The sequence below is a fragment of the Paenibacillus sp. NPDC057886 genome (genome assembly GCF_042796655.1).
Taxonomy (GTDB): Bacteria; Bacillota; Bacilli; order Paenibacillales; family Paenibacillaceae; genus Paenibacillus.
The window spans coordinates 64958-89078 of the sequence record NZ_JBHVMZ010000008.1 but is presented as its reverse complement, the minus strand read 5'-3'; the positions used below and the strand labels follow the sequence as shown (position 1 = coordinate 89078).

General features: G+C 49.4%; 20 protein-coding genes. 18 read left to right on the top strand and 2 right to left on the bottom strand.

Annotated elements, in window-relative coordinates:
• Positions 1-206: 206 nt before the first annotated feature.
• The 7 genes from ACFVQB_RS25115 (at position 207) to ACFVQB_RS25085 (ending at position 11983) form a co-directional block, all read left to right on the top strand.
• Complete coding sequence (locus ACFVQB_RS25115; protein ID WP_379446873.1) at positions 207-1136, top strand: ABC transporter permease; 930 nt, start codon at positions 207-209, stop codon at positions 1134-1136.
• Between the two features lie 39 nt (positions 1137-1175).
• Positions 1176-2063 carry a carbohydrate ABC transporter permease gene (locus ACFVQB_RS25110; protein ID WP_024632531.1) on the top strand — a complete coding sequence of 296 codons (888 nt, stop codon included), beginning with the start codon at positions 1176-1178 and terminating at the stop codon, positions 2061-2063.
• A gap of 18 nt (positions 2064-2081) precedes the next feature.
• Positions 2082-3587, top strand: coding sequence for an extracellular solute-binding protein (locus ACFVQB_RS25105; protein WP_379445904.1), 1506 nt, complete (start codon positions 2082-2084; stop codon positions 3585-3587).
• Positions 3588-3825: 238 nt separating this feature from the next.
• Positions 3826-7170, top strand: a complete 3345-nt coding sequence (locus ACFVQB_RS25100; protein ID WP_379445899.1) for a glycosyl hydrolase — start codon at positions 3826-3828, stop codon at positions 7168-7170.
• Positions 7171-7217: 47 nt separating this feature from the next.
• Positions 7218-8831, top strand: coding sequence for a glycoside hydrolase family 43 protein (locus ACFVQB_RS25095; protein ID WP_379445893.1), 1614 nt, complete (start codon positions 7218-7220; stop codon positions 8829-8831).
• Between the two features lie 96 nt (positions 8832-8927).
• The gene (locus ACFVQB_RS25090; protein ID WP_379445888.1) at positions 8928-9749 is read left to right on the top strand and encodes a polysaccharide deacetylase family protein; all 822 of its coding nucleotides are present in this window, start codon (positions 8928-8930) and stop codon (positions 9747-9749) included.
• A gap of 56 nt (positions 9750-9805) precedes the next feature.
• Positions 9806-11983, top strand: coding sequence for a glycoside hydrolase family 88/105 protein (locus ACFVQB_RS25085; protein WP_379445884.1), 2178 nt, complete (start codon positions 9806-9808; stop codon positions 11981-11983).
• Between the two features lie 135 nt (positions 11984-12118).
• On the opposite strand, the gene ACFVQB_RS25080 is transcribed toward ACFVQB_RS25085, so the two are convergent.
• Entirely contained in the window at positions 12119-12994 is an 876-nt protein-coding gene (locus ACFVQB_RS25080; protein ID WP_379445879.1) for a DUF72 domain-containing protein, read from the bottom strand.
• A gap of 205 nt (positions 12995-13199) precedes the next feature.
• Here ACFVQB_RS25080 and ACFVQB_RS25075 point away from each other — a divergent pair, with 205 nt between their 5' ends.
• From ACFVQB_RS25075 to ACFVQB_RS25055, 5 genes are all read left to right on the top strand, one after another.
• Entirely contained in the window at positions 13200-13943 is a 744-nt protein-coding gene (locus ACFVQB_RS25075) for a class I SAM-dependent methyltransferase (RefSeq protein ID WP_379445876.1), read from the top strand.
• A gap of 18 nt (positions 13944-13961) precedes the next feature.
• Entirely contained in the window at positions 13962-14951 is a 990-nt protein-coding gene (locus tag ACFVQB_RS25070; protein ID WP_379445869.1) for an MBL fold metallo-hydrolase, read from the top strand.
• A gap of 167 nt (positions 14952-15118) precedes the next feature.
• Positions 15119-15514, top strand: a complete 396-nt coding sequence (locus ACFVQB_RS25065; RefSeq protein ID WP_379445867.1) for a hypothetical protein — start codon at positions 15119-15121, stop codon at positions 15512-15514.
• Positions 15511-16554, top strand: a complete 1044-nt coding sequence (locus ACFVQB_RS25060) for an FAD:protein FMN transferase (protein ID WP_379445860.1) — start codon at positions 15511-15513, stop codon at positions 16552-16554. The genes ACFVQB_RS25065 and ACFVQB_RS25060 overlap by 4 nt, the downstream gene beginning before the upstream one ends.
• Before the next feature lie 33 nt (positions 16555-16587).
• Entirely contained in the window at positions 16588-17241 is a 654-nt protein-coding gene (locus ACFVQB_RS25055) for a ferric reductase-like transmembrane domain-containing protein (protein WP_379445848.1), read from the top strand.
• A 134-nt stretch (positions 17242-17375) separates the two neighbouring features.
• Here ACFVQB_RS25055 and ACFVQB_RS25050 read toward each other — a convergent pair whose 3' ends face one another.
• Positions 17376-17942 carry a phosphatidylglycerophosphatase A family protein gene (locus tag ACFVQB_RS25050; protein WP_379445830.1) on the bottom strand — a complete coding sequence of 189 codons (567 nt, stop codon included), beginning with the start codon at positions 17940-17942 and terminating at the stop codon, positions 17376-17378.
• 214 nt (positions 17943-18156) lie between these two features.
• On the opposite strand from ACFVQB_RS25050, the gene ACFVQB_RS25045 reads away from it, so the two are divergent.
• The 6 genes from ACFVQB_RS25045 to ACFVQB_RS25020 all read left to right on the top strand — a co-directional run bounded on the left by ACFVQB_RS25045 (position 18157) and on the right by ACFVQB_RS25020 (position 24120).
• Positions 18157-19212, top strand: a complete 1056-nt coding sequence (locus ACFVQB_RS25045) for a GerMN domain-containing protein (RefSeq protein WP_379445803.1) — start codon at positions 18157-18159, stop codon at positions 19210-19212.
• Positions 19213-19389: 177 nt separating this feature from the next.
• Positions 19390-20148 (top strand): ribonuclease PH, encoded by a 759-nt coding sequence (gene rph, locus ACFVQB_RS25040; protein ID WP_053783129.1) that lies wholly within the window; start codon positions 19390-19392, stop codon positions 20146-20148.
• A gap of 1 nt (position 20149) precedes the next feature.
• Positions 20150-20773 carry an XTP/dITP diphosphatase gene (locus tag ACFVQB_RS25035; RefSeq protein ID WP_379445790.1) on the top strand — a complete coding sequence of 208 codons (624 nt, stop codon included), beginning with the start codon at positions 20150-20152 and terminating at the stop codon, positions 20771-20773.
• Between the two features lie 367 nt (positions 20774-21140).
• The gene (locus ACFVQB_RS25030) at positions 21141-21983 is read left to right on the top strand and encodes an STM4015 family protein (protein ID WP_379445785.1); all 843 of its coding nucleotides are present in this window, start codon (positions 21141-21143) and stop codon (positions 21981-21983) included.
• 12 nt (positions 21984-21995) lie between these two features.
• Positions 21996-23342, top strand: coding sequence for an STM4014 family protein (locus tag ACFVQB_RS25025; protein ID WP_379445781.1), 1347 nt, complete (start codon positions 21996-21998; stop codon positions 23340-23342).
• Positions 23335-24120, top strand: coding sequence for an STM4013/SEN3800 family hydrolase (locus tag ACFVQB_RS25020; RefSeq protein WP_379445779.1), 786 nt, complete (start codon positions 23335-23337; stop codon positions 24118-24120). The genes ACFVQB_RS25025 and ACFVQB_RS25020 overlap by 8 nt, the downstream gene beginning before the upstream one ends.
• Position 24121: the final 1 nt, after the last annotated feature.

Below are 24121 nucleotides of genomic sequence, written 5' to 3'. Positions count from 1 at the left end.
GTCCAATTCGAAGTGGGAATGGCGTTATAGCGGGCTTTTGGATCACTTTGCGCAACCATGCAAAAAATGAAGGTTGCCGGAAACAAGGCAGCTGTATAGTCTGAATAACAGGTATATTGATAACGCTTACATAAATAGGGAGGGGAGACATTATGAACAGGAAGACGGACTGGAATGGAAATAGCTCTACAGCAGCCCAAGTGGAAATGGCCGCATTGCCGATGAAGCGGGAGTCCAACTGGAAGAGGCAGATTAAACGCAATAAATGGCTATATGTGCTTGTACTTCCCGGTTTTTTGTACTTTGTCATTTTTAAATACTTGCCCATGTGGGGGATCGTTATTGCCTTCCAGGACTATCAGCCTTTTCTAGGCATTCGCGACAGTCAATGGGTGGGCATGGAGAACTTTACGAATTTCTTCTCCAATCCAGATTTCTTCCGATTGCTGAGGAATACGCTCGTCCTTGCCCTATATGATCTTATATTCTTTTTCCCGGCACCGATTATTATCGCTTTGTTACTCAATGAAATCCGGGTCGCTTTCTTCAAAAGAACGATTCAGACGCTGGTCTATGTACCTCACTTTGTATCCATGGTCATTATCGCGAGTATCACTTATGTGTTCCTGACTCCGCAAGGCGGGGTATTATATGACCTGATCTCCTGGATCACAGGCAAACCGATCGATGTATTGGCGAGTCCGGGGTCATTCCGTCCGCTTATTATTGTTCAGATGATGTGGAAAGAGATGGGCTGGGGAACGATTATCTTCCTCGCAGCACTTGCAGGTGTGGATACAGAGCAGTATGAAGCTTCAATTGTGGATGGTGCAGGACGATTACGGCGCATGTGGCACATTACGCTTCCAGCGATCCGCACGACCATTGTCATCTTGCTCATTCTCAGGCTGGGGAACTTCCTGGATACCGGTTTTGAACAGATCTATCTGATGACCAACTCGCTGAACCGTGATGTGGCAGACGTATTTGATACGTATGTATACACCGTAGGGATTACGCAAGGTGCATTCAGTTACAGTACCGCGGTTGGGTTATTCAAGTCTCTGGTTGGAATTATTCTGGTGCTGGGCAGCAACAAACTGGCCAAGAAATTCGGGCATCCCGGAATCTATTAAGAACGTGTTAGTCATCCATTGAAAAGGAGGAAATCGCCCATGAACAGCCGTCTATACAACAGCCCTGCCGGCAGAGTATTTGATATTTTCAATTACGTCATGCTGGGGATTCTGGGCATATTAACCGTCCTTCCTTTCCTGTATATTATAGGAAATTCATTCGCGACCGAAGCCGAGATTACCGAACGCAGTTTTTTTCTCATCCCGAAGGTGTTTTCATTCAGTGCGTATGAATATATTTTTTCCTCGTCCACCATCTTCCGCAGCATAGGCGTTTCGATATTCGTTACGGTTGCAGGTACATTGGTCAATCTCTTCTTCACGCTGACGATGGCTTATCCGCTGTCCCGAAGTGATTTCTGGGGCCGGAATGTCATGATGAACATGGTGATTTTCTCTATGCTGTTCGGCGGCGGGATGATCCCGACCTATCTCGTCATTCGTGGACTTGGACTTCTGGATTCCTACTGGGCCCTCATGCTTCCTGGCGCGATCAGCGCTTTTAACTTAATTGTTGTCAAAAACTTTTTTCAACAAATGCCGCCAGGGCTGGAGGAAGCGGCCCGCATCGACGGCTGTTCGGATCTTGGGGTACTGTGGCGAATTGTTCTGCCATTATCCAAACCGGTGATTGCCACATTTGCGTTATTCTACGCCGTAGGGCACTGGAATAACTTTTTCTCGGCACTCCTGTACATTTCCGACAGTGATAAATGGCCACTGCAAGTCATGCTGAGACAGATCGTTCTGCTCTCGCAGGCCAGTGTCGGAGATATGGCGAACATGGACCCCAATTTTGTGCAGCCACCAGAGCAGTCCATTAAAATGGCGGTCATTGTGGTCGGTACCATTCCGATTTTGCTGGTGTATCCGTTTTTGCAGAAGCATTTTGCCAAGGGTGTCATGTTAGGTTCAATCAAAGGCTAAAGCCAAGGGGGAGAACGTATGGGACAAAAGACGGGATTCAAAAAAGGAGCATTGCTACTCTCTGCATCATTGGTACTGAGTACGGTTCTGGGAGCTTGCTCCACGGACAAAGTAGGTTCAGGAACAGCTGCGGGTGGCACGGATCAGATCACGATCATGCTTCCGAACTTTGAAGCGGAGAATCCGCCGGATAACAGCCCTGTGATTCAGAAGCTTGAGGAATTGACCAAGATGGATGTGAATCTGCAATGGGTACCGAGCAGCTCCTATGAGGACAAATTCAATATCACGCTGGCTTCGGGCAAGCTGCCCGATGTTATGGTTGTGCTGGGCAAGTCCCCAAGTTTCATTAATGCGGCTCGTACCGGAGCTTTTTGGGAGCTTGGACCCTATCTGAAAGACTATCCGACCCTGAGCCAGATGAATGAAATTATTACTAACAATGCTTCCATCGATGGCAAAACCTACGGCATCTACCGCGCACGTGCCCTTGGACGTAACGGTGTCACGATCCGCAAGGATTGGCTGGAGAAGCTCGGTCTGGAAGAGCCCAAGACCATTGACGAGTTCTACAACGTATTGAAAGCGTTCACGAAGGATGATCCGGATGGCAATGGTAAGGACGATACCTATGGTCTAGTTGCGAGCAAATTCACCGGTCCGTGGGATAACATGCAAATTTGGTTTGGTGCACCAAACAAGTGGGGCGATGATGGTAACGGAGGTTTGATGCCGGCGCATGAGACACCGGAGTATATGGAAGCTCTGAAGTTTTTCCGTAAGATCTATAGCGAAGGTCTGGTCAACAAGGACTTTGCCGTGATGGATGCAACCAAGTTGTCCGATCCTTTTGTGAACGGGCAGGCAGGCGTGATGGTGGATGTGGCAGATAACGCACAGCGCATGGATCAGAAAATATTGGAGAAGGATCCATCAGCAACGGGGCACGTGGATGTGCTTCAAGCGATGGAAGGTCCAAAGGGTTTACGCGATATGCCAACGTCCGGCTATTCCGGCATGATTGCCATTTCCAAAAGCAGTGTCAAAACGGAAGAAGACCTGAAAAAGGTGCTGAGTTTTCTGGATCAGTTGAATGAACCTGAATTGCAGGCGCTGCTAGGGAACGGTCTGGAAGGCAAGCAGTATGAGAAAAAAGAGGGTTACATCATTCCGACCACCGACAAACTGGCGCTGAGAGATGTACAGGGTCTGAACCAGATCCTCATGTTTATTCCAGAGGATAAAACGCTTCGTGTGCAACAGACACCTGTTCGCGAAAAGGTTGCGCAGGTGCAGAAAGCCAATGAGGAAATCGTCATTGCTAATCCTGGCGAACCGCTCATTTCCGATGTGTATGCCCAGAAAGGACCGCAGCTGGATAACATCATTAATGATGCCCGAATCAAATTCATTGTAGGGCAGATTGATGAGAAAGGATTCCAGGATGCCGTTGCGCTTTGGAAGAGCAGCGGCGGAGATGAGTATGTCAAAGAAGTGAATGCGTTGTACGCTGCACTGAAGTAGATCTATATTCCAGAGCCCGGCAGCCGTGCTTTCAGCGTAATGGCGGCAGTCGGGCCTTTCCGTGTATCCCTAGTTAGTTCAGAATATTTAAAAACCATCTTCATCTCTTTTTTTTGTGAATTATGGCTTCCAGTTTTTGGTTTTTGATGTATAATCAATGCAAAACAAACCTATTTGAACTTAAATGAACGGTGATGGTAGAGGACGACTACTCTTGAGCATACAGGGAGGAAGCGACATGTGGAACGGGGATGCATTTGAAAATCCCGAGGCGCAGTACCGGGTTCATCCCTTTTGGTTTTGGAATGGGGATATGGAAGAGGGGCAAATCAAACGACAAATATCTGAAATGTCTGCACAGGGCGTAGGTGGTTTTTTCATCTGTCCACGTCAAGGGCTGGAGATTCCCTATCTGTCCGAAGCATGGTTTGACAAGGTACGGATTGCAGTGGAAGCGGCGGCTGCCTGCGGCATGCAGGTCTGGTTATATGACGAGTATCCCTATCCAAGCGGGATGGCCGGCGGTGAGGTGACACTTGATTTTCCTGAGGCGAAGCAGCGCCAGCTTGTGCATCAGCAGATTCGTGTTCATGGCGGACAAACAGTGGATCATGAGTTGCCATGGGGCCGAATTTTAGTCGCAAAGGCAATACCAAAGGATTCACAGGGCCAAAGATTGTGGCATGAATCCATTGATTTGCGCAGCAACATCGGCAATATCCAGACCGATCAGGTATATCAGGAGACAGGACTCACGTCATATAATCGCAAGCGGTTTTTTACATACCGAACGGCTTTTCGCCTGTTGTGGAAAGCTCCCGCTGGGGAATGGGACGTGATTATATTTCAGGAAGAAGAGATGGATGATTTCAAGTATTACGGCAACTTTGTAGACCCGTGTCACAAGGAAGCGATGAGCCGTTTTATTGAACTGACCCATGACCGGTATAAAGAAGCGGTTGGAGAACAGTTTGAAAGCGTAATCAAAGGTATGTTCTCTGATGAGATCGCGCCGCTTGGGCGTATCCCTTGGTCTCCACAGCTTCCCCGCTATTTCAGTGAACGCTGTGGTTACAGTCTGATCGAGTCCCTACCTGCTCTGCTACATGGCGATGTTCCAGATGCAGAACGAATCCGGTATGACTATTACCAGTCGCTGCATCTGCTGCTTAGGGAGTCGTATCACAAACAGGTACATGACTGGTGCGAAGAAGCGGGGATTCAGTATGCGGCAGAAGTGCCCGGGGTACGGATGACCACGCAGTTGTTCAGCCACATGCCAGGTGGAGATTCGGCACATGAGAAAATCGGACGCCCCTTATCCTGGATTCTGGAACGGTATGGCAAGAAAATGCGCGACAATCCCAAGATGGTCAGCTCGCTTGCCAGACAGTTGGGACGAAGCCGTAATCTGATTGAGTGCTTCCACAGTGTAGGCTGGTCGATGACCTTACAGGATGCCAAATGGATGATTGACCGGATGGCAGCCATGGGCACCAACTTTTTTAACTTCCACGCCTTTTTCTATACCATCGGAGGACTTGCCAAGCATGATGCACCGCCATCCCAGTTTATACAGAACCCGTACTGGCGTCATTTTCGCCAGTTGGGAGATTACACGGGACGTTTAAGCTATCTAATGAGCACGGGGACAGCGGACATTCGAATTGCCGTGCTTGATCCAACGACCACGTTCTGGAGCCTCATGGGCAATCCGCTTCACGGATTCGAATATGGCGGAGAAGACGAAGCAGAACGGGTGAAGCTGGATCGTCTCACGAACGATTGGATGCGGATCACTTCGCACCTGCTCGAAAACAGACGTGACTATGATCATCTGGACCCCGAGCTGTTAGCGGAAGCTGTGCTGGCCGAGGGCACAATTCAGATTGGCGTTGCACGTTATGAAGTGCTGATTCTTCCGCCGATGCTGAACCTGGAGGCAGCAGCCTGGCAGCAGGTGAAGCAGTTCGTGGAACAGGGAGGAACGGTCATATCTGTAGGCATGCCGCCGCATGTAGCCATCCAGCCAGGAAGCCCTGTAGGAGATGAGGCCGCTCAGTTCTTTGGTACAGGTAACCAGCCGCACGAGGCATATTGGGGCAATGCGGAAGAAACAGGTCATGACAGCAGCGAATTGATGTGGCAGCAGGGACAGGGAAATGCCTATTTTCTACCTGCGGGAACAGGTCGCGGGGATGACTTCTCCTTGGAACTGATCTCCCTGCTGCTGGATCAGGTACTGCCCGAACCGATCTGTTGGATTATGGAAGAAGAAAGTGCGTCGCTGCTTATGCAGACCCGTCAATTATCGGACGGAGAGTTTATGATCTTTTTGTCCAACCAGGAAGGACAACAACTTGAAGGGCAATTGAAAATGGTAGCCAAGCGGCTATGGACGGATGTGGATCTTTCAGCGGGTACAACTCTGCTGGCGGAACGGCTCGATCTGGAGACAGGACAGCGCGAATCATTGCCGTTTACCAGCAGTGGTGGTGAGTGGTGCATTTCACTAAAGCTTGCTCCCTATGAAGCACATGCTGTGAGGCTTACTTTACAACATGCCCAAGAGGCAACAGAGGGGAATTCTTTTGCTCTGAACCAAAAAGGAATGAAGTTTGGCGTGGATCGTTTAGTTACCGAGAACGAAACCTGCACCATTAAGCTTCCCTCGGAGGGACCTTGGCGGCTGGAAAGTATTCAACCGAACACACTTCGAATCGGAAAATTCCACCTCGATGCTTCCAATTACAACGGTGTAATTTTTGAACGTGATCATATCGCAGTCAAACCGTTTATTGACCAGGCGGCTGAATTATCGGAGAACCATCATCTGCCGCTCCAGTTCAATCAGGTATTTGGCACACCGAAGAAAGCATCCGTTGCCTATCCAATCCAGTGCAAGTATACGACTACATTTGAACTGAGAACGTCATTGGCAGAATGTTTGTTATTCATGGACAGGGCGGCGATAACAGGTAACTGGAACATGGAAATCAACGGACAACAGATCGGACCCAATCAATTCGAGCCGCTTGAAATTACCGATCACAACAATATTGGCTGCAATATAACAGAGTTCCTACACAGTGGTCTGAATGAAATGACCGTTACCGTACAGGTCACGAGGGATGAAGAAGGTATCGTTGATCCGCTGTATCTGCAAGGGCGGTTTGGTGTAGAGTTCCATCATGAAGGCATGGTCTCTCTCGTTCGCGAGCCGGATACGGCGACCCGAATTGGGCCTGAACCTCAGCCGCTTTATCCTCATTTTGCAGGGGAGATGAGTTACAAACGAAGCTTCTGGCTGGATCAGCCTGCTGAAGAGATCACGTCCTTTGAACTGGAATTCAGCGACTGGCAGGTACAGGATGTGGTAGAGGTACGGGTGAATGGTCACAGTCTGGGCGTTCGATGCTGGTCTCCATATCGCTGGACGGGAGAAGCTTCCTGGCTTCGAGCAGGAGATAACGATATTGAAGTACGAGTTACCAATACATTAATTGGACTGCTGGAAGGTACGTATTTTGATTCGGGCAGCCACAGTTTGCAGGAAGCCAATCATATATCAGCTGAAGAATAAACCTCACGAGATGACTGATTGGCAAGAACATATAAAGGAGGGAAAGCATGGGTACAACCCAATCTAATCAGCAACGTATGAAGCCAATCTGGGTGGCGGATCAAGGGGATGGTACGTACCGCAATCCGATTCTGCATGCGGATTATTCCGACCCTGATGTCATTCGTGTTGGCGATGACTTCTATATGACGGCTTCCAGCTTTTCGCATACGCCGGGGTTACCGATTCTGCACTCCAAAGATTTGGTGAATTGGAAGCTTGTACGATATGCCATTGAACGGCTGGATTTGCCAGGATACGATGTGCCACTGCATGGGAAAGGTGTATGGGCTCCAAGCATTCGGTATCACGATGAAAAGTTCTGGATTTTCTTCAGTACACCGGATGAGGGCATCTTCATGACCACTGCGGATCATCCCGAGGGAGAGTGGTCCCCTTTGCATCTCGTTCATGAGGTAAAAGGGTGGATTGATCCTTGTCCGTTATGGGATGATGACGGCCAGGCTTATCTGGTGCACGCTTTTGCCCATAGCCGTTGCGGGATCAAAAGCAAAATTCAGGTATGCCGCATGGCTGTGGATGGAAGCAAGCTTTTGGATGAAGGAACGATTGTTTTTGATGGAACGAAACATCATCCGACAATTGAAGGACCGAAATTCTATAAGCGAGATGGGAACTATTATATCTTTGCCCCGGCAGGTGGCGTGAAGCCAGGGTGGCAGACGGTTTTGCGTTCGGAACAGGTATTTGGGCCATATGAGGACCGAATCGTCATGCATCAGGGAGCTTCCGTGGTGAATGGACCTCATCAGGGAGGATACGTGGAATTGATGTCGGGTGAGTCCTGGTTTGTTCATTTTCAGGATCGCGATGCGTATGGGCGAATCGTTCATCTGCAGCCGATGTCATGGAGCAAAGATGGCTGGCCTGTCATTGGCATAGATCGTGAAGGTAATGGAACAGGTGAACCCGTCGATATATATGCGAAGCCGAATGTTGGAGCTTCCTATCCCGTCTCGGTGCCTGATGTTTCCGATCATTTTGAGGCCGATCGTCTTGGACTCCAATGGCAATGGCAGGCGAATTCGCGCCCGGAATGGGCTGATGTTGGTTCGGAAGAGGGGCTGGTGTTATATGCGCATCCATACCCGGAGAATATTCAATCCTTGTTTGGAGTCCCACAACTGCTCTTACAGAAGCTGCCTGCCTCTGAATTTGAAGCGACAACCAAGTTGACGTTCTTGCCAGAGCAGGCAGGTGATCGGGCAGGACTTATCTTATTTGGCGATTCATATGCAAGCTTGTGCCTGACGCAGACGGAAGATGGAACAGCCAGATTATCGCTGATTCGAGGTGCCAAACGTCCGGAAAGCCACTTGCACGCAGATGAATGGGAAGAAACGGGGCTGGACTGGGAAGGGAATGGCACACCGGAAAACGGCTGGGCCATTCATTTCCGGTTTACCTTGACGGAACCTGCCCGTTGTCAGTTCAGCTGGAGTGAAGATGGAACGGAGTTTCAACCGATCGGTACACCGTTTAACGCGACGACAGCCCTTTGGGTTGGCGCGAAAATGGGGATTTTTGCTGTAAACACGCGATCTGAGCATCGTGGTGGTCAGGGTGTTTTTCGATATTTTGATGTGAAGGAAATGGTCTGATCGGTTCAGTAACAGGTCTGGAAGGACGTTCTGACCACGCAGTGAATTCAGTGTGAATCATTCGCTTTTGAAGAAGCAAGTGGGAGGAGTAAAAAGATGGGACATCGTATCCAGTTTGACCGCTACCCAGGTGGCGTGCTGAAGGCGTTGACGCTCAGTTATGACGATGGGGTGGTGCATGATCGTAGACTGGTGGGGATTTTAAATCAACATGGACTGCGGGGCACATTCAATCTGAATTCCGGTACGCTGAGCAAGCCTGGCCGAATTGAGACGACAGAAGTAGCGGAATTATATGCCGGGCATGAAGTGGCTGTACATACGGTCACCCATCCCACATTGCCCTATGTCCCGGATGAGCTGCTGACCGAAGAGATTATGGAAGATCGGAGAGCGCTGGAACAACTGGTGGGTTATCCGGTACGAGGCATGGCCTATCCTAATGGAGGTTATGACCGTTCACTCAGTACCAAGATGGAATGGCTCGGCATCGATTATGCACGTACGGTTGAATCCCACGGCAGGTACACACTGCCTGAGCGGCCGCTCGAATGGCATCCAACCTGCCACCACAACCATGATCTGGCGGTCCATGCCGAACGTTTTATCCAGCATACGAAGACAGGTACGCCACTCTTGTTATATGTATGGGGTCACAGCTACGAATTCAATGATAACGACAATTGGCAGATTATAGAACAGTTTGCTGAGCAGATTGGCGGCCGGGATAACATCTGGTACGCAACGAACATCGAAGTGATTGCTTACTGGAAAGCGGTCAAACGTCTGGAATGTTCAGCAGATCGGTCCATCATCCACAATCCGTCAGCTATCTCCGTCTGGTTTACGGCGAATCAGCAGGTGGTTGAAGTGAAGGCTGGAGAGACATTGCGTCTAACTGAACGAATCAAGGTATAGGAAGGGAGCTGACGATCATTCGTTATTTTCATGAGAACGAGGCGATTGCAGGCAAGGTGTATGATTCAATTCCGGATATTTTGACTACCGTGGCACAGCGTTATATTGGGGACCATCCGAAACACTCCTTTTTGTTCCGAGCGTACCATCGTGGAGGCTTCCGCAGACTTGGGGATTATCGTTATGATCTAAATCTGGATGCCAAGTGGAAAGAGGCTCGTGCAGGACAGTACGTGTACGTATGGGGCAAGTTGTGGAGCCAGCAGGAGGCTACGTTAAATACGGGACTGAATTGTTATAGTCCGGTGACGGTCTATGTGAACGGAGAAGAGATTTTCAAATCCGAGTTATTGCAGGAGTTATTTCCCGAGCGCAGAACCCAGATTCCGATTTCCGTGAAATATGGCTGGAACGATGTGTTGCTTTGTTTTGTAAAAACAGAGGTGGGATTCGGCGGAATCTACGGAACGGCCTCATTTAAAAACTTCCCGCTTCACTTCCTCACACCAGGTGTGGATCGCCAAGGCCAGGAGGGCTGGTTGTACTCGGAACCAGTCGATGAACCTCTATCATCACTCCCTCGTGATGGTATGACTGAAGAAGAAACGGGCCTCTCCTGGTATCCGCGCAGGGACTGGACAGAAGGGGAACAGAATGCTGGAGCTTTCGCCAGAATCTTTGGTACAGAGCAGCCGGCTGTTGCGTACGCATGGTCCAAACTGGATGTCATCCAACCAGGCTCGACACCAGTTCTTCTGCAAGGACAACATGAGGGTGCACTCACCCTGTACGTTGATGGCAAGGAGATATATTCTGCTGGGCAAAGCGGCAATTTCCGCATTGAACTGCCTCGCCGCTACGGTCCATCTGATCTGGTGGCGAAAGGTGAAACCAAGGCTGGGAGCGAGTTGTGGGGATTCACTCTGGAGGATGCGAAGGATTCCACTGCAAAAGGCTGGAGATTAAGACCACCTCATCCGGTTGCAAGATGCCCCGATGCGTGGCTGTATACGGGCGTATTTTCTCCAGGCTCTGAACCATCTCCCCAAGACATCGTGGTAACAGATACCGTATTTGATGATGGAGCCCAAGGCGTGTACTGGCATGTAGATCTTCCCGAAACCAGTGTTCGTCCCTATTTGGAAAATACCCATTATGGGAAATGGAATTATCCACTCGGTGTTACCCTGCTTGGACTCCTTCAGATTGGACAGGAGTTGGGACGTGACGACTATGTTCAGTATGTGAGGGACCATATCGGCCTGAGTACGTCGTTTGATCGTTATGGTCTATGGGATCGGGAAGGGTACGGCGCCGCGGGAATTAATAATCAGTTGTCCGCGATCGACAGTCTGGATGATTGCGGTTCGTTTGGCTCTACACTGCTTGCAGCGATGGAACTCGGCGACATTCGTGGAGGCAGGAACACCGCAGATCGTATTGCGAGTTACATCACGGATGAACAGGAACGTCTGGACGACGGAGCCTTTTACCGTGTTCGTGGCAGCGGAGAGATGCGCCAGGAAACGATGTGGTGTGATGATCTGTATATGAGCACACCTTTCCTGATGCGTTACGGTCAGTTGACGGGAGATACTTCTTATTGGGATGATGCGATCAACCAGTTTCTCATGTTCCGTAAATATCTCTATATTCCCGAACAACAGATCATGTCCCATGTGTATGATTTTGTGCGTGGGCGGGCGACAGGCATTCCATGGGGGCGCGGAAACGGATGGGTTCTGTTTTCGCTAACTGAACTACTATCGATTCTGCCGAATGACCACGTCAAACGGCCGGAATTGCTGAGCTTCTACCGGGATTTATGTCAGGGGTATCTGGCGCTGCAAGGTGAAAATGGACTCTGGCATCAGGTGCTGAACCGCACGGATTCGTATGAGGAAACCTCCTGCACGTCAATGTTCATTTACGCCTATGCCCGCGGTATTCGTGAAGGCTGGCTGGAGCAGCCAGAGGCCTACCTGGATGCGGTGCGCAAAGGATGGGAGGGCATGACCCATCTGTCCATTGATTACAAAGGCAATGTGTACGGTGTATGCCGGGGTTCCGGTTACTCCTTTACCGCACTCTATTACCGGGACGATCTGGGATGGATTCTGAACGATACGCACGGTATCGGCATTGTACTCCTGGCCGGGATCGAAGCTTATAAAATGAACCAGCAGCTAAACCGGAATTTGCTCGACTCTTCGGTTACAGCCGCACAACGCTAATACAGCAACCATGAGTTCATCTGCATATAGCCTAACGACAATTAAAGCGGCACAGCCTTAAGGTTGCGCCGCTTTTTCCTTGTCAATAGACTTAATATTAGAAACATTTTGTTCAGAATCCGAATTAAATTGTGTTTAAAACAGTTCCAATTGCTCCGGTCCCTCTTCCTCCTCCGGCTCCGTACGGTCAGGGAAGGGCTTCACGGGCTGCTCCAGCAGCTCCATCATCATCTGTGCATTGGCAGCGGCGTCGCCGCCCGAGTTGTTGTTGAAAATCACATACACATCTTTGCTCTGCTCTTGCAATTGCTCCAGATAACCCTTCCACTCCAGCAGCTCTTCCTGGTTGTAGCGATACAGATAACGGGTTTCGCGCCAATTGGGCGCACCATTCTGGTGCCAGCCTGATACATTGCGCCCATGCATACGCACCAGCGTCATTTCGGCATCGGTAGCTTCGGGTACAATAGGGATAGATCCTGGCCCCGCCTGAGGTTCATCACAGACGCTGTGAATCCAGCCTTGATCCTTCAGAAATGCCAGCGTCCGTTCACGCATGCCCTCTTCATACCAGCTGCGATGACGAAATTCGAGGGCACACGGGATGCCTTCCATTCTCAGCTTTACTTCACGAAGTTCATTGACGTTGTCACGGTTGCATTCAAACCACGGCGGGTACTGGAACAAGGCCGCTTGCATCTTGCCTGCTTCCATGACAGGCTCCAGCGATTCACGAAAAGCCTTATACATCTCCGAGGTGCTTGTGAAATAGGGTTTTCCCCGCAGATGTCCTGTCATCCCCTGATAGGCTTTGACGATAAAAGCAAAGGATTCCGGCGTCTCCGCTGCCCAACGTGCCATCCGGTCCCGAGGCTGAACAGCGTAGAAGGAACTGTCTACCTCTACGGTCGTAAAATATTGTCCATACAGACGGAGCTTGTCTTTCGCTTTGGTACGGTTCGGGTACAAATCTTCCTGATCTCCCCAGCCCGTAAGTCCAATCCGAATCATAAATAACACCTCCTGCTGCTTCTTCAACATGTTTATACATTATATCGTGTGGTTTCCGGCCGTTCAATGCGGACGATTCATGGAAATTTTTGAGTTTGAAGGATAAAGACGATACAATGGCTAAAAGCTATAGAGATATGATTCGGCTGGTATAACAGCGTATTACGGATAGTTGGGCCAGTGACCATGTGGAGGGCGATACGTAATGACGGAATGGTATGAAAAGAGTTTTGGAGAAGACTACCTTCTTGTGTACAAACATCGGGATGTGCAAGGTGCATATCAGGAAGTACATAAAATGATCAATTGGTTAAAGCTTCGGGCAAAGTCCAAGGTACTTGACCTGTGCTGTGGCATGGGCCGACATTCTCTGGCCCTTGCTGACGCTGGTTTCCAGGTGACCGGAATCGACCTGTCTGATGTGCTTCTGCGTGAAGCACGCAATATGGACACCGAACATCGTGTAGAGTGGTATCATGCCGATATGCGTGAGCTTCCGTTGAAAGGCGGATTTGACGCCGTAGTCAATCTGTTCACTTCATTTGGTTATTTCCGAGAGGATGGAGAGCAATTAAGAGTGTTACGCGCCATTCATCGGATGCTGAAGCCGGGGGGCAGCTATATTATTGATTTTATGAACACGGCTTATGTGACTCGTCATCTGGTGCAGCATTCAACACGTGAAAGCGAAGGACAGAATATTGAGGAGTTTCGCAAGATCCAGGATGGATTTGTGCAAAAAGAAATTCACATCACCGATACCGCATCGGGCCAAAAACCACGAATCTATCAGGAACGCGTCAAGCTGTACACTCGCGAACAACTACGTGATCTGCTTCACGAGGCAGGACTCGTGGTGGATCAGGTACATGGCGGTTATGATGAAGAGAAGTACGATGAGCAGACATCGTCGCGGATGATTTTTGTCGGTCATCGGCCGGAGCAGTAGAGTTGGAGGAGAATAATAATGAAGCGAACAGAATCCATTTCCATGCCAGTGGGTATGCATCGGGTCAAGATTACTATGGCTTTTCCTCTGCGCTGGGTGAACAGTTATGTGCTTCATGAACCGGATGGAACAATAACGATTATTGACCCGGGACCACGCAGTGCTGAGACGGAACAGGAGTGGCACGAAGCACTCGCAGATTTCGATTTAACTTTTCAGGATATTAGTCAGATTGTACTGACCCACCATCATCCCGATCATCTGGGGTTGTCCGGCTGGATACAGCAGCAAACGGGTGTGCCTGCCCGAATGTCCACACGATCCCGCCAGGAAGCGGATTACATGTGGGGAACGGAGGCAACCATCAATACAGTTTTGCCTGAATATTATGGTCGCCATGGAATGCCGGAAGACAAGACGCAGCAGATCCGCGAACATATGGAGGGATTCATCTCACAGATTACGCCACTTCCGGTAGTGACACCGATTGAAGATGGCGATTGGCTGGTTATGGGCGGGAAAAAGTGGCTTGCTGTAGAAACCGGTGGTCACGCGCCAGGGCATCTATCCTTCTATGCGCCGGACTCCAGGGAGATCTTGTGTGGAGATGCCGTATTGCCGCAGATCTCACCGAATATCAGCCTGCAGCCGGGAAGTGATAATCAGCCCTTACTGTCTTATATGGAAGGGCTGCATCGACTGGGGGCTTTGGATGTGGAAGTGGCATATCCAGGGCATCGGAATCCGTTTGGCCATTTTGCCGATCGAACGGTTCATCTGCTCACACATCACGAAGAGCGCCTTCAGAAGATGATGGAGCGAATCCGCGAAGCACCGACGAGTGCGTATGATATCTGTGTAATGATGTTCGGCGACCGATTGGGAACACATCAGCTTCGTTTTGCGATGAGCGAGACGTTGGCACATCTGCAGGAATTGATTCGGCGGGAGTGCATTGTACAGGAGCAGCAGCCCGACGGAGTGTTCTTTTTTATCGAAAATACTTAGGATGAAAAGACTTTGACCAGGAGAATCTCCTGTTCAGAGTCTTTTTTGCGTGTAACGACTAAAAAAAATTAAAGCTTTAGTCTCTCTTAACCGTTCATTCATCTTCTTTTAAGCCAGCACTTCTATGATAAATGCATGAACTTCGCCAGAGAAAGCAGGGAAGAGCGATGACCAGGAAAAAACGAAACCAATGGAGAAAATGGCAAGCCTCAGCGGCAGCAACGTTGACCGTGGCTGCACTCTTTCAATATGTAAGAACTTCTGATGCCTTTGATGTCGCTTATGCCGCGGCTAATGGTACCGATATAAGCAGTACAGCTTCTACCCAGATAGATGCTCAGGATGATGTCATGGACGAATGGACGAACAACACAGATAGCAATTCCAATGCATCGTCCAATGAGGGCAATAACCTGGATCAGGGAACGACTGATGGAAGCACTACCATTGTTCCGAATCAAGGCAAGTCGTCGGGCGGCTGGATAACAGATCAGAGCAGCAATCAGGATACAGACTCCGGATATAGCCGTGGCAACTATCAGTCACGCACAGGTGCATCATGAGCCGCACAGAGCAAGTCTCCCGTCTCCTCAGGTTCCGCTTCCGGGCGATGAACACGGACGTGGAAGTACAGTTGGCAGCGGGACGGGAAGAGGCTGAGCATGCGGCAGCGCTGGTGAAGAATTGGTTCGAAACGCAGGAACAGCGTTTCAGCCGATTTGTGGCAGACAGTGAATTGAATCGTCTGAATCGTTGCACAGGATGGATGCCAACCTCCGCAGCAATGGATGAAGTGTTAAGTTTGGCATACGGTTATATTGGACAGACGGAAGGGATCTTTCAGCCAGGTATCTCTCAGGCTCTGCGGGCTTCCGGTTACGATGTCAGCTTCGAGCAGCTGCAACAAAGAGAGCTTCAGCCATCTGGAACCGAACGCAGATTGGGTATTCGACAATCGGATATAACAGATATGCTGAGAGACGAATATGACTATAGCTGCCCACGTTGGATTCAAAGGGAAGGTAGCCGAATGGTTCATAAGGATCCTGGGACTGAGCTGGACCTTGGGGGCATTGTTAAGGGCTGGGCCGTTGAACGTATTGCCGATTGGCTGCAACGTACACTTCATATTACGGCCGGATTAATTAATGCAGGTGGAGATATTCAGGCATGGGGGACAACACTTCATCCGATGTGGTCCGTGCAAGTTACCGATCCTTATCAAGAGGAGCGTAATCTGATAGGGAGAATTCAATTGAGGAAAGGTGCAGTTGCCACTTCTGGGATTGTGCGAAGACAGTGGCAGAATACGGACGGAAGCCTTTCACATCACTTAATTGATCCCCGGACGATGGAGCCAGCAGATACGGATGTGCTGCAGTGTACCGTTCTGGGCCAGCATGCATCGCAATGTGAGATTATTGCCAAGACCGTCTGTATTTTGGGAAGTGCCGAGGCAGTAGGCTGGTTAAACCGTCATTATGACAGGCATGATGTCCTGTGGATGACCCGGGATGGAAACACTTATTTTAGAGGGAATACCGATACGCTCGCTGAACGCTGGTCTGGTTTCGATCCGGATCACCGCTTCAGTCTTATATAAACGACAAGTCTGTCAGATATGGGGGAGCCGGTTATGGCGCAATGGATTGTAGATTACCTGCCAACGTGGAATATCATTCGAATTAGTGGGATAGCCGCTTATTTGCTGCTCTTTGCCGGTGTGTTTCTGGGGATTGCTCAAGGGATGCCCATGGCTAAAGGCAAACCCAAAGCAGCTATGTATAAATGGCATACCCGAACGACCTGGCTCGCCTTCGGACTTGGACTTGTGCATGCATTAACCCTATATATTGATCACTATAGCCCGTTTACCTGGAGTGAATTGCTCATTCCGTTTACGGCTTCAGTGCATCCAATCGGAAGCGGACTGGGTACGTTAGCCTTTTATGGTCTGGTAATCGTACTGTTATCCAGTGATCTGCGTAACAAGCTCGGCCGCAAATGGTGGTTTATGTTCCATATGTTGTCTTATCCCGTATTCATCGGTTTACTGTTCCATGGCATGGTTACCGGCTCTGATTCAGGCAATGTGCTTATGCGTCTAATGTACGTATTTACTGGCTTGAGCATCATTGGTATTACGGTACTTCGAGGGATGCTGAGAGAACGTAAAGGCCCGGAAATTACGATTGGACCCAGTCGTGTACAGCCTAAGGCGGCAGCGGAACAGAAATGGGCAGAGGTGTATCGTTTGGCGGGAGCAGGAAAACAGGAGCATCTGAAATAGTGTATTACTACAAAAGAAATGAATCCATACAAAAGAAGCGGCCTTTGTGGCCGCCTTTTTGTCATGATCAGAAAAGTTATGAATGTTGAATGTACTTTGTTCTTTCACTTCCAACTTCTAATCACTTATGCAAATTATACGATATCATCGCTGACCGGTTTTTCTCCCAAAGCTTCTTCAAGCTCCGATTGTTTGCGATGTGCGATCCGACTGCTGGCCGCCGAGGCGATGGCCCCCACGATATCATCCAGAAACGTATGCACAGGCCCGAGGCTCTTGTCGTTTAAACGTTTAAGCACACCGGGTTTTAGTTTGTCTACATAGCCGTAATTCGTAAATCCAATACTGCCGTATACATTGACAATGGAGAATGCGAGGATCTCATCCACGCCATATAACCCTTCATCATTCTCAATCATCTCCTGCAAAGGAGAAATGAGTTGACCCTGCTCTGCCAGAAGATCAAGCTGGATGCCGGTCAGAACAGCGTTCTGTACCTCGCGCTTACGAAGAACCTTCTCCACATTGTCGATACATTCTTCCATCGTAAGACCTGGGTAATACTGTTTCTGCAGCATCATGACCAGTTCTGCGATCTCAGGGATCGTAACGCCCCGCTTATGCAGCCATTCCCTCGTGGCCTCTGCCACTTTACGGCTATTCAGACTATAAGGGATTTTTTCTTGCTCAGGATGTTCCATGGGCGATTCCTCCTCTGAAGTTAGCAATGTCCCTACACTTTTATCCTAATACGTAATTAACCGATTTGGGTTTCTTTGTTATCCCTCGAGGGGGAGAAAAAGCTTGTTTTCAGCTTTATGCATGATTAGCTTGTTTAAAAAGTAGTTATTTTTTGGGCAAAGGCTCGTATACATGGTAGTACAAACTGTAAAAATGATGAGGGGGAACGTGATCATGAGTAAGATCCGTTATTTGCGTACAGCTTCTGCAGCTGCGCTGTTGAGTATTCCTGTGGTGTTATCCGGATGTGGTATGTTTGGGGCACAGTCATCCGAGGCCATTGATCCACCGCCGCCGATTCAGGAAGCTGCCATGATTCAGGCGGCCGAAGGCAATGGATCACTCGCCAAGCTGCCACTTACAACCGTGTATCTGCAGGACCAGCAAGGTTTGCTGGCTCCGGTATCCATGACGCTACCGTCGGGCACGGACGTTAGAAGTCCCAAGACCGCCCTGGATACACTCGTGACGGGTGGTCCATATGCAGGAATGTTGCCTGAGGGATTTCAGGGCGTACTCCCGCAAGGCACCGTTGTTCAGAACGTAACGATTCATCCGGATGACAAGCTGGCAGTTGTGGAGTTCTCCGGCAACTTTGCCAAGTATGATGCCAAGAACGAGCGCAAAATGCTGGAGGCAGTAACCTGGACTCTCACCGGTACACCGGATGTACAGAACGTACAGATCTGGGTGGATGGCAAAAAGTTAACGCAAATGCCAGTAAACAGCACTCCGCTGCCGGAACCGTTGAATCGGGCAGTGGGCATCAATCTAGATTTGGGTGATACATTCACGACCAACAGCAGTCCGGTAACGGTTTATTTCTCAGCCGCTTCGCCAGCAGGCATTCAATATTATGTCCCGGTTACACGTCTTGTGACACCAGGTGGAGACCGGGTGCAGGCGGCGTTGAATGAACTGATCAAGGGGCCAGCCAAAGGTGGAGAGCTGGAAGAGGTCATGACAGGTGGAACGCAGCTGCAATCGGTCAAAACGTCCGAGGATGGAACCGTAACGGTTGCACTCAAAGATGACATGTTCACCGAGGGAGATGTTGTGCCAAGTGAACTGCTGCAATCTGTCGTGTTGACCACGGCCGAGAACACAGTGGGCAAGGAAGCTAAAGTTCAAATCGAATGGAATGGCCAAAAGACAGTCATGAGTGATGATAATCGGGATTACAGTGCCCCCGTATCGAAGCCTGAATATATCAATGAAATTCCAATTTAAGTCACAAAGAGCGGTCTTGCCTACTGTTGGTAGAACTCTTTGGTGGATAGGATGCTTTTAAGTGAACTCTTTGGGGGACAGGATGCTTTTAAGTGAACTCTTTGGTAATATAGAAGGGATTAGTAAAAGTGTGAACAAGCTCGACATTACAGGATGCTTAAGTCGTAGGAGGCAGAAATGATGAGATCTAACGGACGAACCAGCGACCAGCTGCGCCCGATGAATTTAACAATTAACACGAATAAATACGCCGAAGGTTCTGTACTGATTGAAGTGGGAGATACCAAGGTTATCTGTACAGCTACTGTGGAGGAACGTGTTCCTCCCTTTATGAAAGGGCAGGGTAAAGGCTGGGTAACGGCTGAATACTCCATGCTGCCACGTGCAACACATACCCGAAATCAGCGTGAAGCGAACCGCGGAAAATTGACTGGACGCACCATGGAAATTCAGCGTCTGATTGGCCGGGCACTGCGCTCGGTCGTTAATTTGCAGGCACTTGGTGAGCGTACCATTACGCTGGATTGTGATGTAATTCAAGCCGACGGAGGTACACGCACAACGTCCATTACCGGTTCGTTTGTAGCTCTGGCGCTCGCGGTGAACAAAATTGCCCAACAGCATAAATTGCAAGTATTCCCGATTACGGATTTCATTGCAGCGGTAAGTGTGGGTGTAGTTGGAGAACAGCCTGTGCTGGATCTGAACTATGATGAAGATTCCAAAGCCAAGGTAGATATGAACCTCGTGATGACAGGCGGCGGAAAATATGTGGAGCTTCAGGGAACAGGTGAAGAAGCACCATTTGACCGCCGTGAGCTGAACGCGATGCTGGAGCTGGGTGAGCAGGGCATTCTGGAGATGATTGAACGTCAAAAAGAAGTTCTCGGTCCCATTGCACTCAAGATCGGTGCTCGTGGATTAGGAGAAGCCTAAAATGAGTCTGGGTAGCCCAATTATCATTGTCGCAACCCGCAATGCGGGGAAAGTACGTGAATTTGCTCATGCATTTGCTCCGCTGGGCAAAGAGGTCAAAAGCATGTTCGACTATCCGGAGCTGCCGGATGTCGTTGAGGATGGCGTAACCTTTGCAGAGAATGCCTGGAAGAAAGCTAAAGCGGTGGGCGATGCCCTTGGTTTGCCTGTCCTGGCTGACGATTCGGGATTGTGCGTGGATCTGCTGGACGGTGACCCGGGAGTGTATTCTGCAAGATATGCAGGCGAGGATGCAACCGATGCGAAGAACAATGCCAAACTGCTTGAGGCGCTGGAATCGCTCAAATCCGGTGAGGATACGGAGCAACCGCTTCTGAGTCCAGCAAGTTTCGTCTGTGCATTGGTGCTGTATGATCCGGCGACCGGAGACAAGTATGAATCAGAAGGCATGGTCGAAGGCTGGATCACAGCTGAAGCAGCCGGTGGTGGCGGTTTTGGATACGACCCACTCTTCTATGTGCCTGAATACGAGATGACGATGGCCGAGCTTACGCTGGAGCAAAAGCAGGCGATCAGTCATCGTGGTCATGCCCTGAGAGCGCTCGTATCCAGTCTGAAAGGCTGAGATTCAAACGAATCGGTTCATATGAATATGAATGTATAAGGTGAATTATGGCCTTGCTTAAATATCAAAGCGTTAGTGGAAGGTAAGAGTCATTCCTGTGGAGTGTCTCACCGACCATTAACGTTTTTTTATTTTTATATGAGTGAGCGATCTTAATAAAGCCAGTACGTGAGACCCAAAATAAATCCCGTTTTTTTAGGGGAAGGTATAAGAACATACGTTCTTATACCTATAAAGAAAATACAGGGATTTCACGTTTGAGCAGAGCATTAGGACCGGGGTTGGAAGAAGTTGCAAGTCTTGTACCGTATGGGTTAACATTCAAGTTAACGAATCATCAATGAACTCAAACGGAGGGGATTTGCTTATGCAAGAAGTGAAGCTTACGGTGTCTTATGATGATTATGAGAACGGTATTCGAATGGAAACATTGATTAGGGAACTGGCTGCCAAACCGGAGGCTGGTTCGCTGGAGAGCCTGATTATTGGAGACTGGGGACAGGCCTATGAAAATTCGCCGGATGAATTTATGGGCACGCTCATTGGACTGGCGCCAAGCTTTCCGTCTTTGAAGAAACTGTTCATCGGAGATATGGGTTTTGAAGAATGCGAGGTTTCATGGATTATTCAGACGGATCTCACACCACTATTGGTTGCTTTTCCTGAATTGAAGTCATTTTCAGTAAAGGGCAGCAGCGGGCTAAGTCTTGAACCAATAGAGCATGCCAAACTTGAAGAATTGATCATTATTTGCGGTGGTCTTCCCAAAAGCGTGTTAGCTTCGATTGCCCGGGCAAAGTTGCCTGAATTGTGCAAGCTTGAGCTGTATTTGGGTGTGGATGATTATGGATTCGACGGTTCACTCCAAGATGTACTTCCACTATTGAAACAAGGCTTATTTCCAAAGCTCGTATACCTGGGTCTGAAAGATAGTGAAATTCAGGATGAGATTGCAAAAGCAGCAGCAGAGGCGCCGATTCTGGATCAACTTGAAGTCCTGGATCTGTCAGAGGGCACATTGTCTGATGAAGGGGCGGAGGCGCTGCTTGCCAGTGACAAGATCAAAAAACTCAAACATCTCAATCTTAGTTACCATTACATGACGGACGAAATGCTCATTCGCTGGAAACGTTCTGGTATATCTGTAGATGTTAGCGAGCAACAACAGAGTGATGAAGATGACTGGCGTTACCCGTCGTTAACCGAATAAATGATGTCAGGCATGACGGAAATGGAACAAAATTTGCAACGCCCAGTTAAGGATTCGGATCTGGAGCAGCCGTTATTGTTAATTGGAAACCCGAATAATCGCCGTACCCTTGGATTTCAGGAGGCAAGACAGCGTCTTGGCTTACAACCTGCACTTGTGCTGCCTTATGCCCGGTTGCTACAGACTTGGAGACGGGGGGGAACCATGGCGGATGCCGTACTGCAATGTCTGGAAGGGCGAGGGACTACGCACATGCACGGAGAGCCGTGGATATCTTCACCAGCGTCGATGTCCTATGCGAATCATGATTCAGTTCATGGAGTGAATAGTGTACCTCTTATCCGAATAGATGCCCCTGGTGAGGAATGGGAAGTAGAGCGTGAGCTGCTTTTTCTTGGAGCTGTAAATGATATTTCTCCGTTAATCGATGGCCCTTCTGCGAGAATGATTCCGGCAGAACTGACACTCACTCTTGAACAGGAGTGGGGGCGGATTTACGCGCCCAACCAATGGTTTCGCGGCTGGAAAGCATGTTTGGAACGAATTCACCATGAAGCTCTGGAATATTGGCCTAATGCCCGGTTCATGAATGATCCTCATGACATTGCGATCATGTTTGATAAGAGGAAATGCCAGCAGCATCTATCTGCCCATGGCGTTCACGTTCCCCCAACCCTCCAATCTTCGGCGCCGATCAGCAATTATGCAGACCTGCGTACAGCGATGAAAACTGCCGGTATGAATCGCGTTTTCGTGAAACTTGCGTGTGGCTCCGGGGCTTCAGGCGTTGTTGCCTATCAAATTAATCCGCGAACGGGTGCCGAAATCGCCATAACCACTGTGGGAATGGAGCAGGTTCAGGGAAAGACCATTTTTTATAATGAAGGCCGGATGCGCAGGTACACATGTACTTCGGAGATTTCGGCGCTCATGGATTGGTTGTGTGCTGAGGGTGCCCAGATTGAACGCTGGATGGCCAAAGCGTCTCTAGGTTCAAGCGTGTTTGATATTCGCCAGCTTGTGGCAGGTGGACAAGCAGGTCATGCCATCGTACGGCTTAGTCATACACCGATCACCAATCTGCATTTGCGCAATGAGCGGTTGCTGCCCGCAGAAGCGGGGCTGGATGAACAGCAGATGGAACGGGTTCAGACGGCAGCGAAAGCGGCGATGGCTGCCTTTCCCAACTCATGGTCTGCTGGTATTGATGTGATGCTCAGTGGTGGCACTGAGCCGCGTGCTTATATTCTGGATGTGAATCCGTTCGGAGATTTGTTGTACAGAGTACAGCATAACGGACTTGGAACCTATGAATGGGAAATGGAACTTTTGCGAAAGGAGCCATACAACCATGCATGATATGAACACCATCGTTGGCTCCCATGATCTATTGATGATTACGCTGGACACGTTAAGGTATGACGTGGCCAAGCTGGAGGAACAGAATTGCCCCAACCTGTGCGGTTCGGGTTCTTGGGAGCAGCGTCATACCCCGGGAAGTTTTACATATGCGGCACATCATGCTTTTTTCGGTGGCTTCATGCCTACACCTGCCAATACGGACAAAGCCTCCCACGTAAGACTTTTTCATTCCCGCAATACCGGATTAAAGACGCATCCGCATACCTGGCTGTTCGATACACCGGATATCGTATCCGGGTTAGCGGCTGAAGGATACCGTACCATTTGTATTGGCGGGGTCATTTTCTTCACCAAGAAAAATCCGCTCGCCAAAGTTCTGCCGGGTTATTTTCAGCAGAGCTACTGGCGGATGAATTTTGGGGTAACTAACCCCAAATCGACTGAGCATCAGGTTCAGCATGCCTTGAAGCTGCTGAAGCAAAGCGCACCGGATGAGAAGCTGTTTTTGTTCTTGAATGTGTCTGCCATCCATGGGCCCAATCGCTATTTTGTGGAGGGGGCAAGAGAGGACTCGGTAGAAACACAGCGTGCAGCGCTTCGGTATGTGGATCAGGCCCTTGGGCCATTGTTTGATGCAATGAGGCAGCGTGCACGACCTACGTTTTGTCTAGCTTTTTCCGATCATGGCACGGCGTATGGTGAGGATGGCTATCAGGGGCACAGACTGGCGCATGATGTCGTCTGGAATGTGCCTTACCGTGAATTTATTTTATAGA

Excerpts from the sequence above, each read along its gene's own strand:
- ACFVQB_RS25115 (WP_379446873.1), top strand. The coding sequence starts at position 207 with ATGGCCGCATTGCCGATGAAGCGGGAGTCCAACTGGAAGAGGCAGATT.
- ACFVQB_RS25110 (WP_024632531.1), top strand. The coding sequence starts at position 1,176 with ATGAACAGCCGTCTATACAACAGCCCTGCCGGCAGAGTATTTGATATT.
- ACFVQB_RS25105 (WP_379445904.1), top strand. The coding sequence starts at position 2,082 with ATGGGACAAAAGACGGGATTCAAAAAAGGAGCATTGCTACTCTCTGCA.
- ACFVQB_RS25100 (WP_379445899.1), top strand. The coding sequence starts at position 3,826 with ATGTGGAACGGGGATGCATTTGAAAATCCCGAGGCGCAGTACCGGGTT.
- ACFVQB_RS25095 (WP_379445893.1), top strand. The coding sequence starts at position 7,218 with ATGGGTACAACCCAATCTAATCAGCAACGTATGAAGCCAATCTGGGTG.
- ACFVQB_RS25090 (WP_379445888.1), top strand. The coding sequence starts at position 8,928 with ATGGGACATCGTATCCAGTTTGACCGCTACCCAGGTGGCGTGCTGAAG.
- ACFVQB_RS25080 (WP_379445879.1), bottom strand. The coding sequence starts at position 12,994 with ATGATTCGGATTGGACTTACGGGCTGGGGAGATCAGGAAGATTTGTAC.
- ACFVQB_RS25075 (WP_379445876.1), top strand. The coding sequence starts at position 13,200 with ATGACGGAATGGTATGAAAAGAGTTTTGGAGAAGACTACCTTCTTGTG.
- ACFVQB_RS25070 (WP_379445869.1), top strand. The coding sequence starts at position 13,962 with ATGAAGCGAACAGAATCCATTTCCATGCCAGTGGGTATGCATCGGGTC.
- ACFVQB_RS25065 (WP_379445867.1), top strand. The coding sequence starts at position 15,119 with ATGACCAGGAAAAAACGAAACCAATGGAGAAAATGGCAAGCCTCAGCG.
- ACFVQB_RS25060 (WP_379445860.1), top strand. The coding sequence starts at position 15,511 with ATGAGCCGCACAGAGCAAGTCTCCCGTCTCCTCAGGTTCCGCTTCCGG.
- ACFVQB_RS25055 (WP_379445848.1), top strand. The coding sequence starts at position 16,588 with ATGGCGCAATGGATTGTAGATTACCTGCCAACGTGGAATATCATTCGA.
- ACFVQB_RS25050 (WP_379445830.1), bottom strand. The coding sequence starts at position 17,942 with ATGGAACATCCTGAGCAAGAAAAAATCCCTTATAGTCTGAATAGCCGT.
- ACFVQB_RS25045 (WP_379445803.1), top strand. The coding sequence starts at position 18,157 with ATGAGTAAGATCCGTTATTTGCGTACAGCTTCTGCAGCTGCGCTGTTG.
- rph (WP_053783129.1), top strand. The coding sequence starts at position 19,390 with ATGATGAGATCTAACGGACGAACCAGCGACCAGCTGCGCCCGATGAAT.
- ACFVQB_RS25035 (WP_379445790.1), top strand. The coding sequence starts at position 20,150 with ATGAGTCTGGGTAGCCCAATTATCATTGTCGCAACCCGCAATGCGGGG.
- ACFVQB_RS25030 (WP_379445785.1), top strand. The coding sequence starts at position 21,141 with ATGCAAGAAGTGAAGCTTACGGTGTCTTATGATGATTATGAGAACGGT.
- ACFVQB_RS25025 (WP_379445781.1), top strand. The coding sequence starts at position 21,996 with ATGACGGAAATGGAACAAAATTTGCAACGCCCAGTTAAGGATTCGGAT.
- ACFVQB_RS25020 (WP_379445779.1), top strand. The coding sequence starts at position 23,335 with ATGCATGATATGAACACCATCGTTGGCTCCCATGATCTATTGATGATT.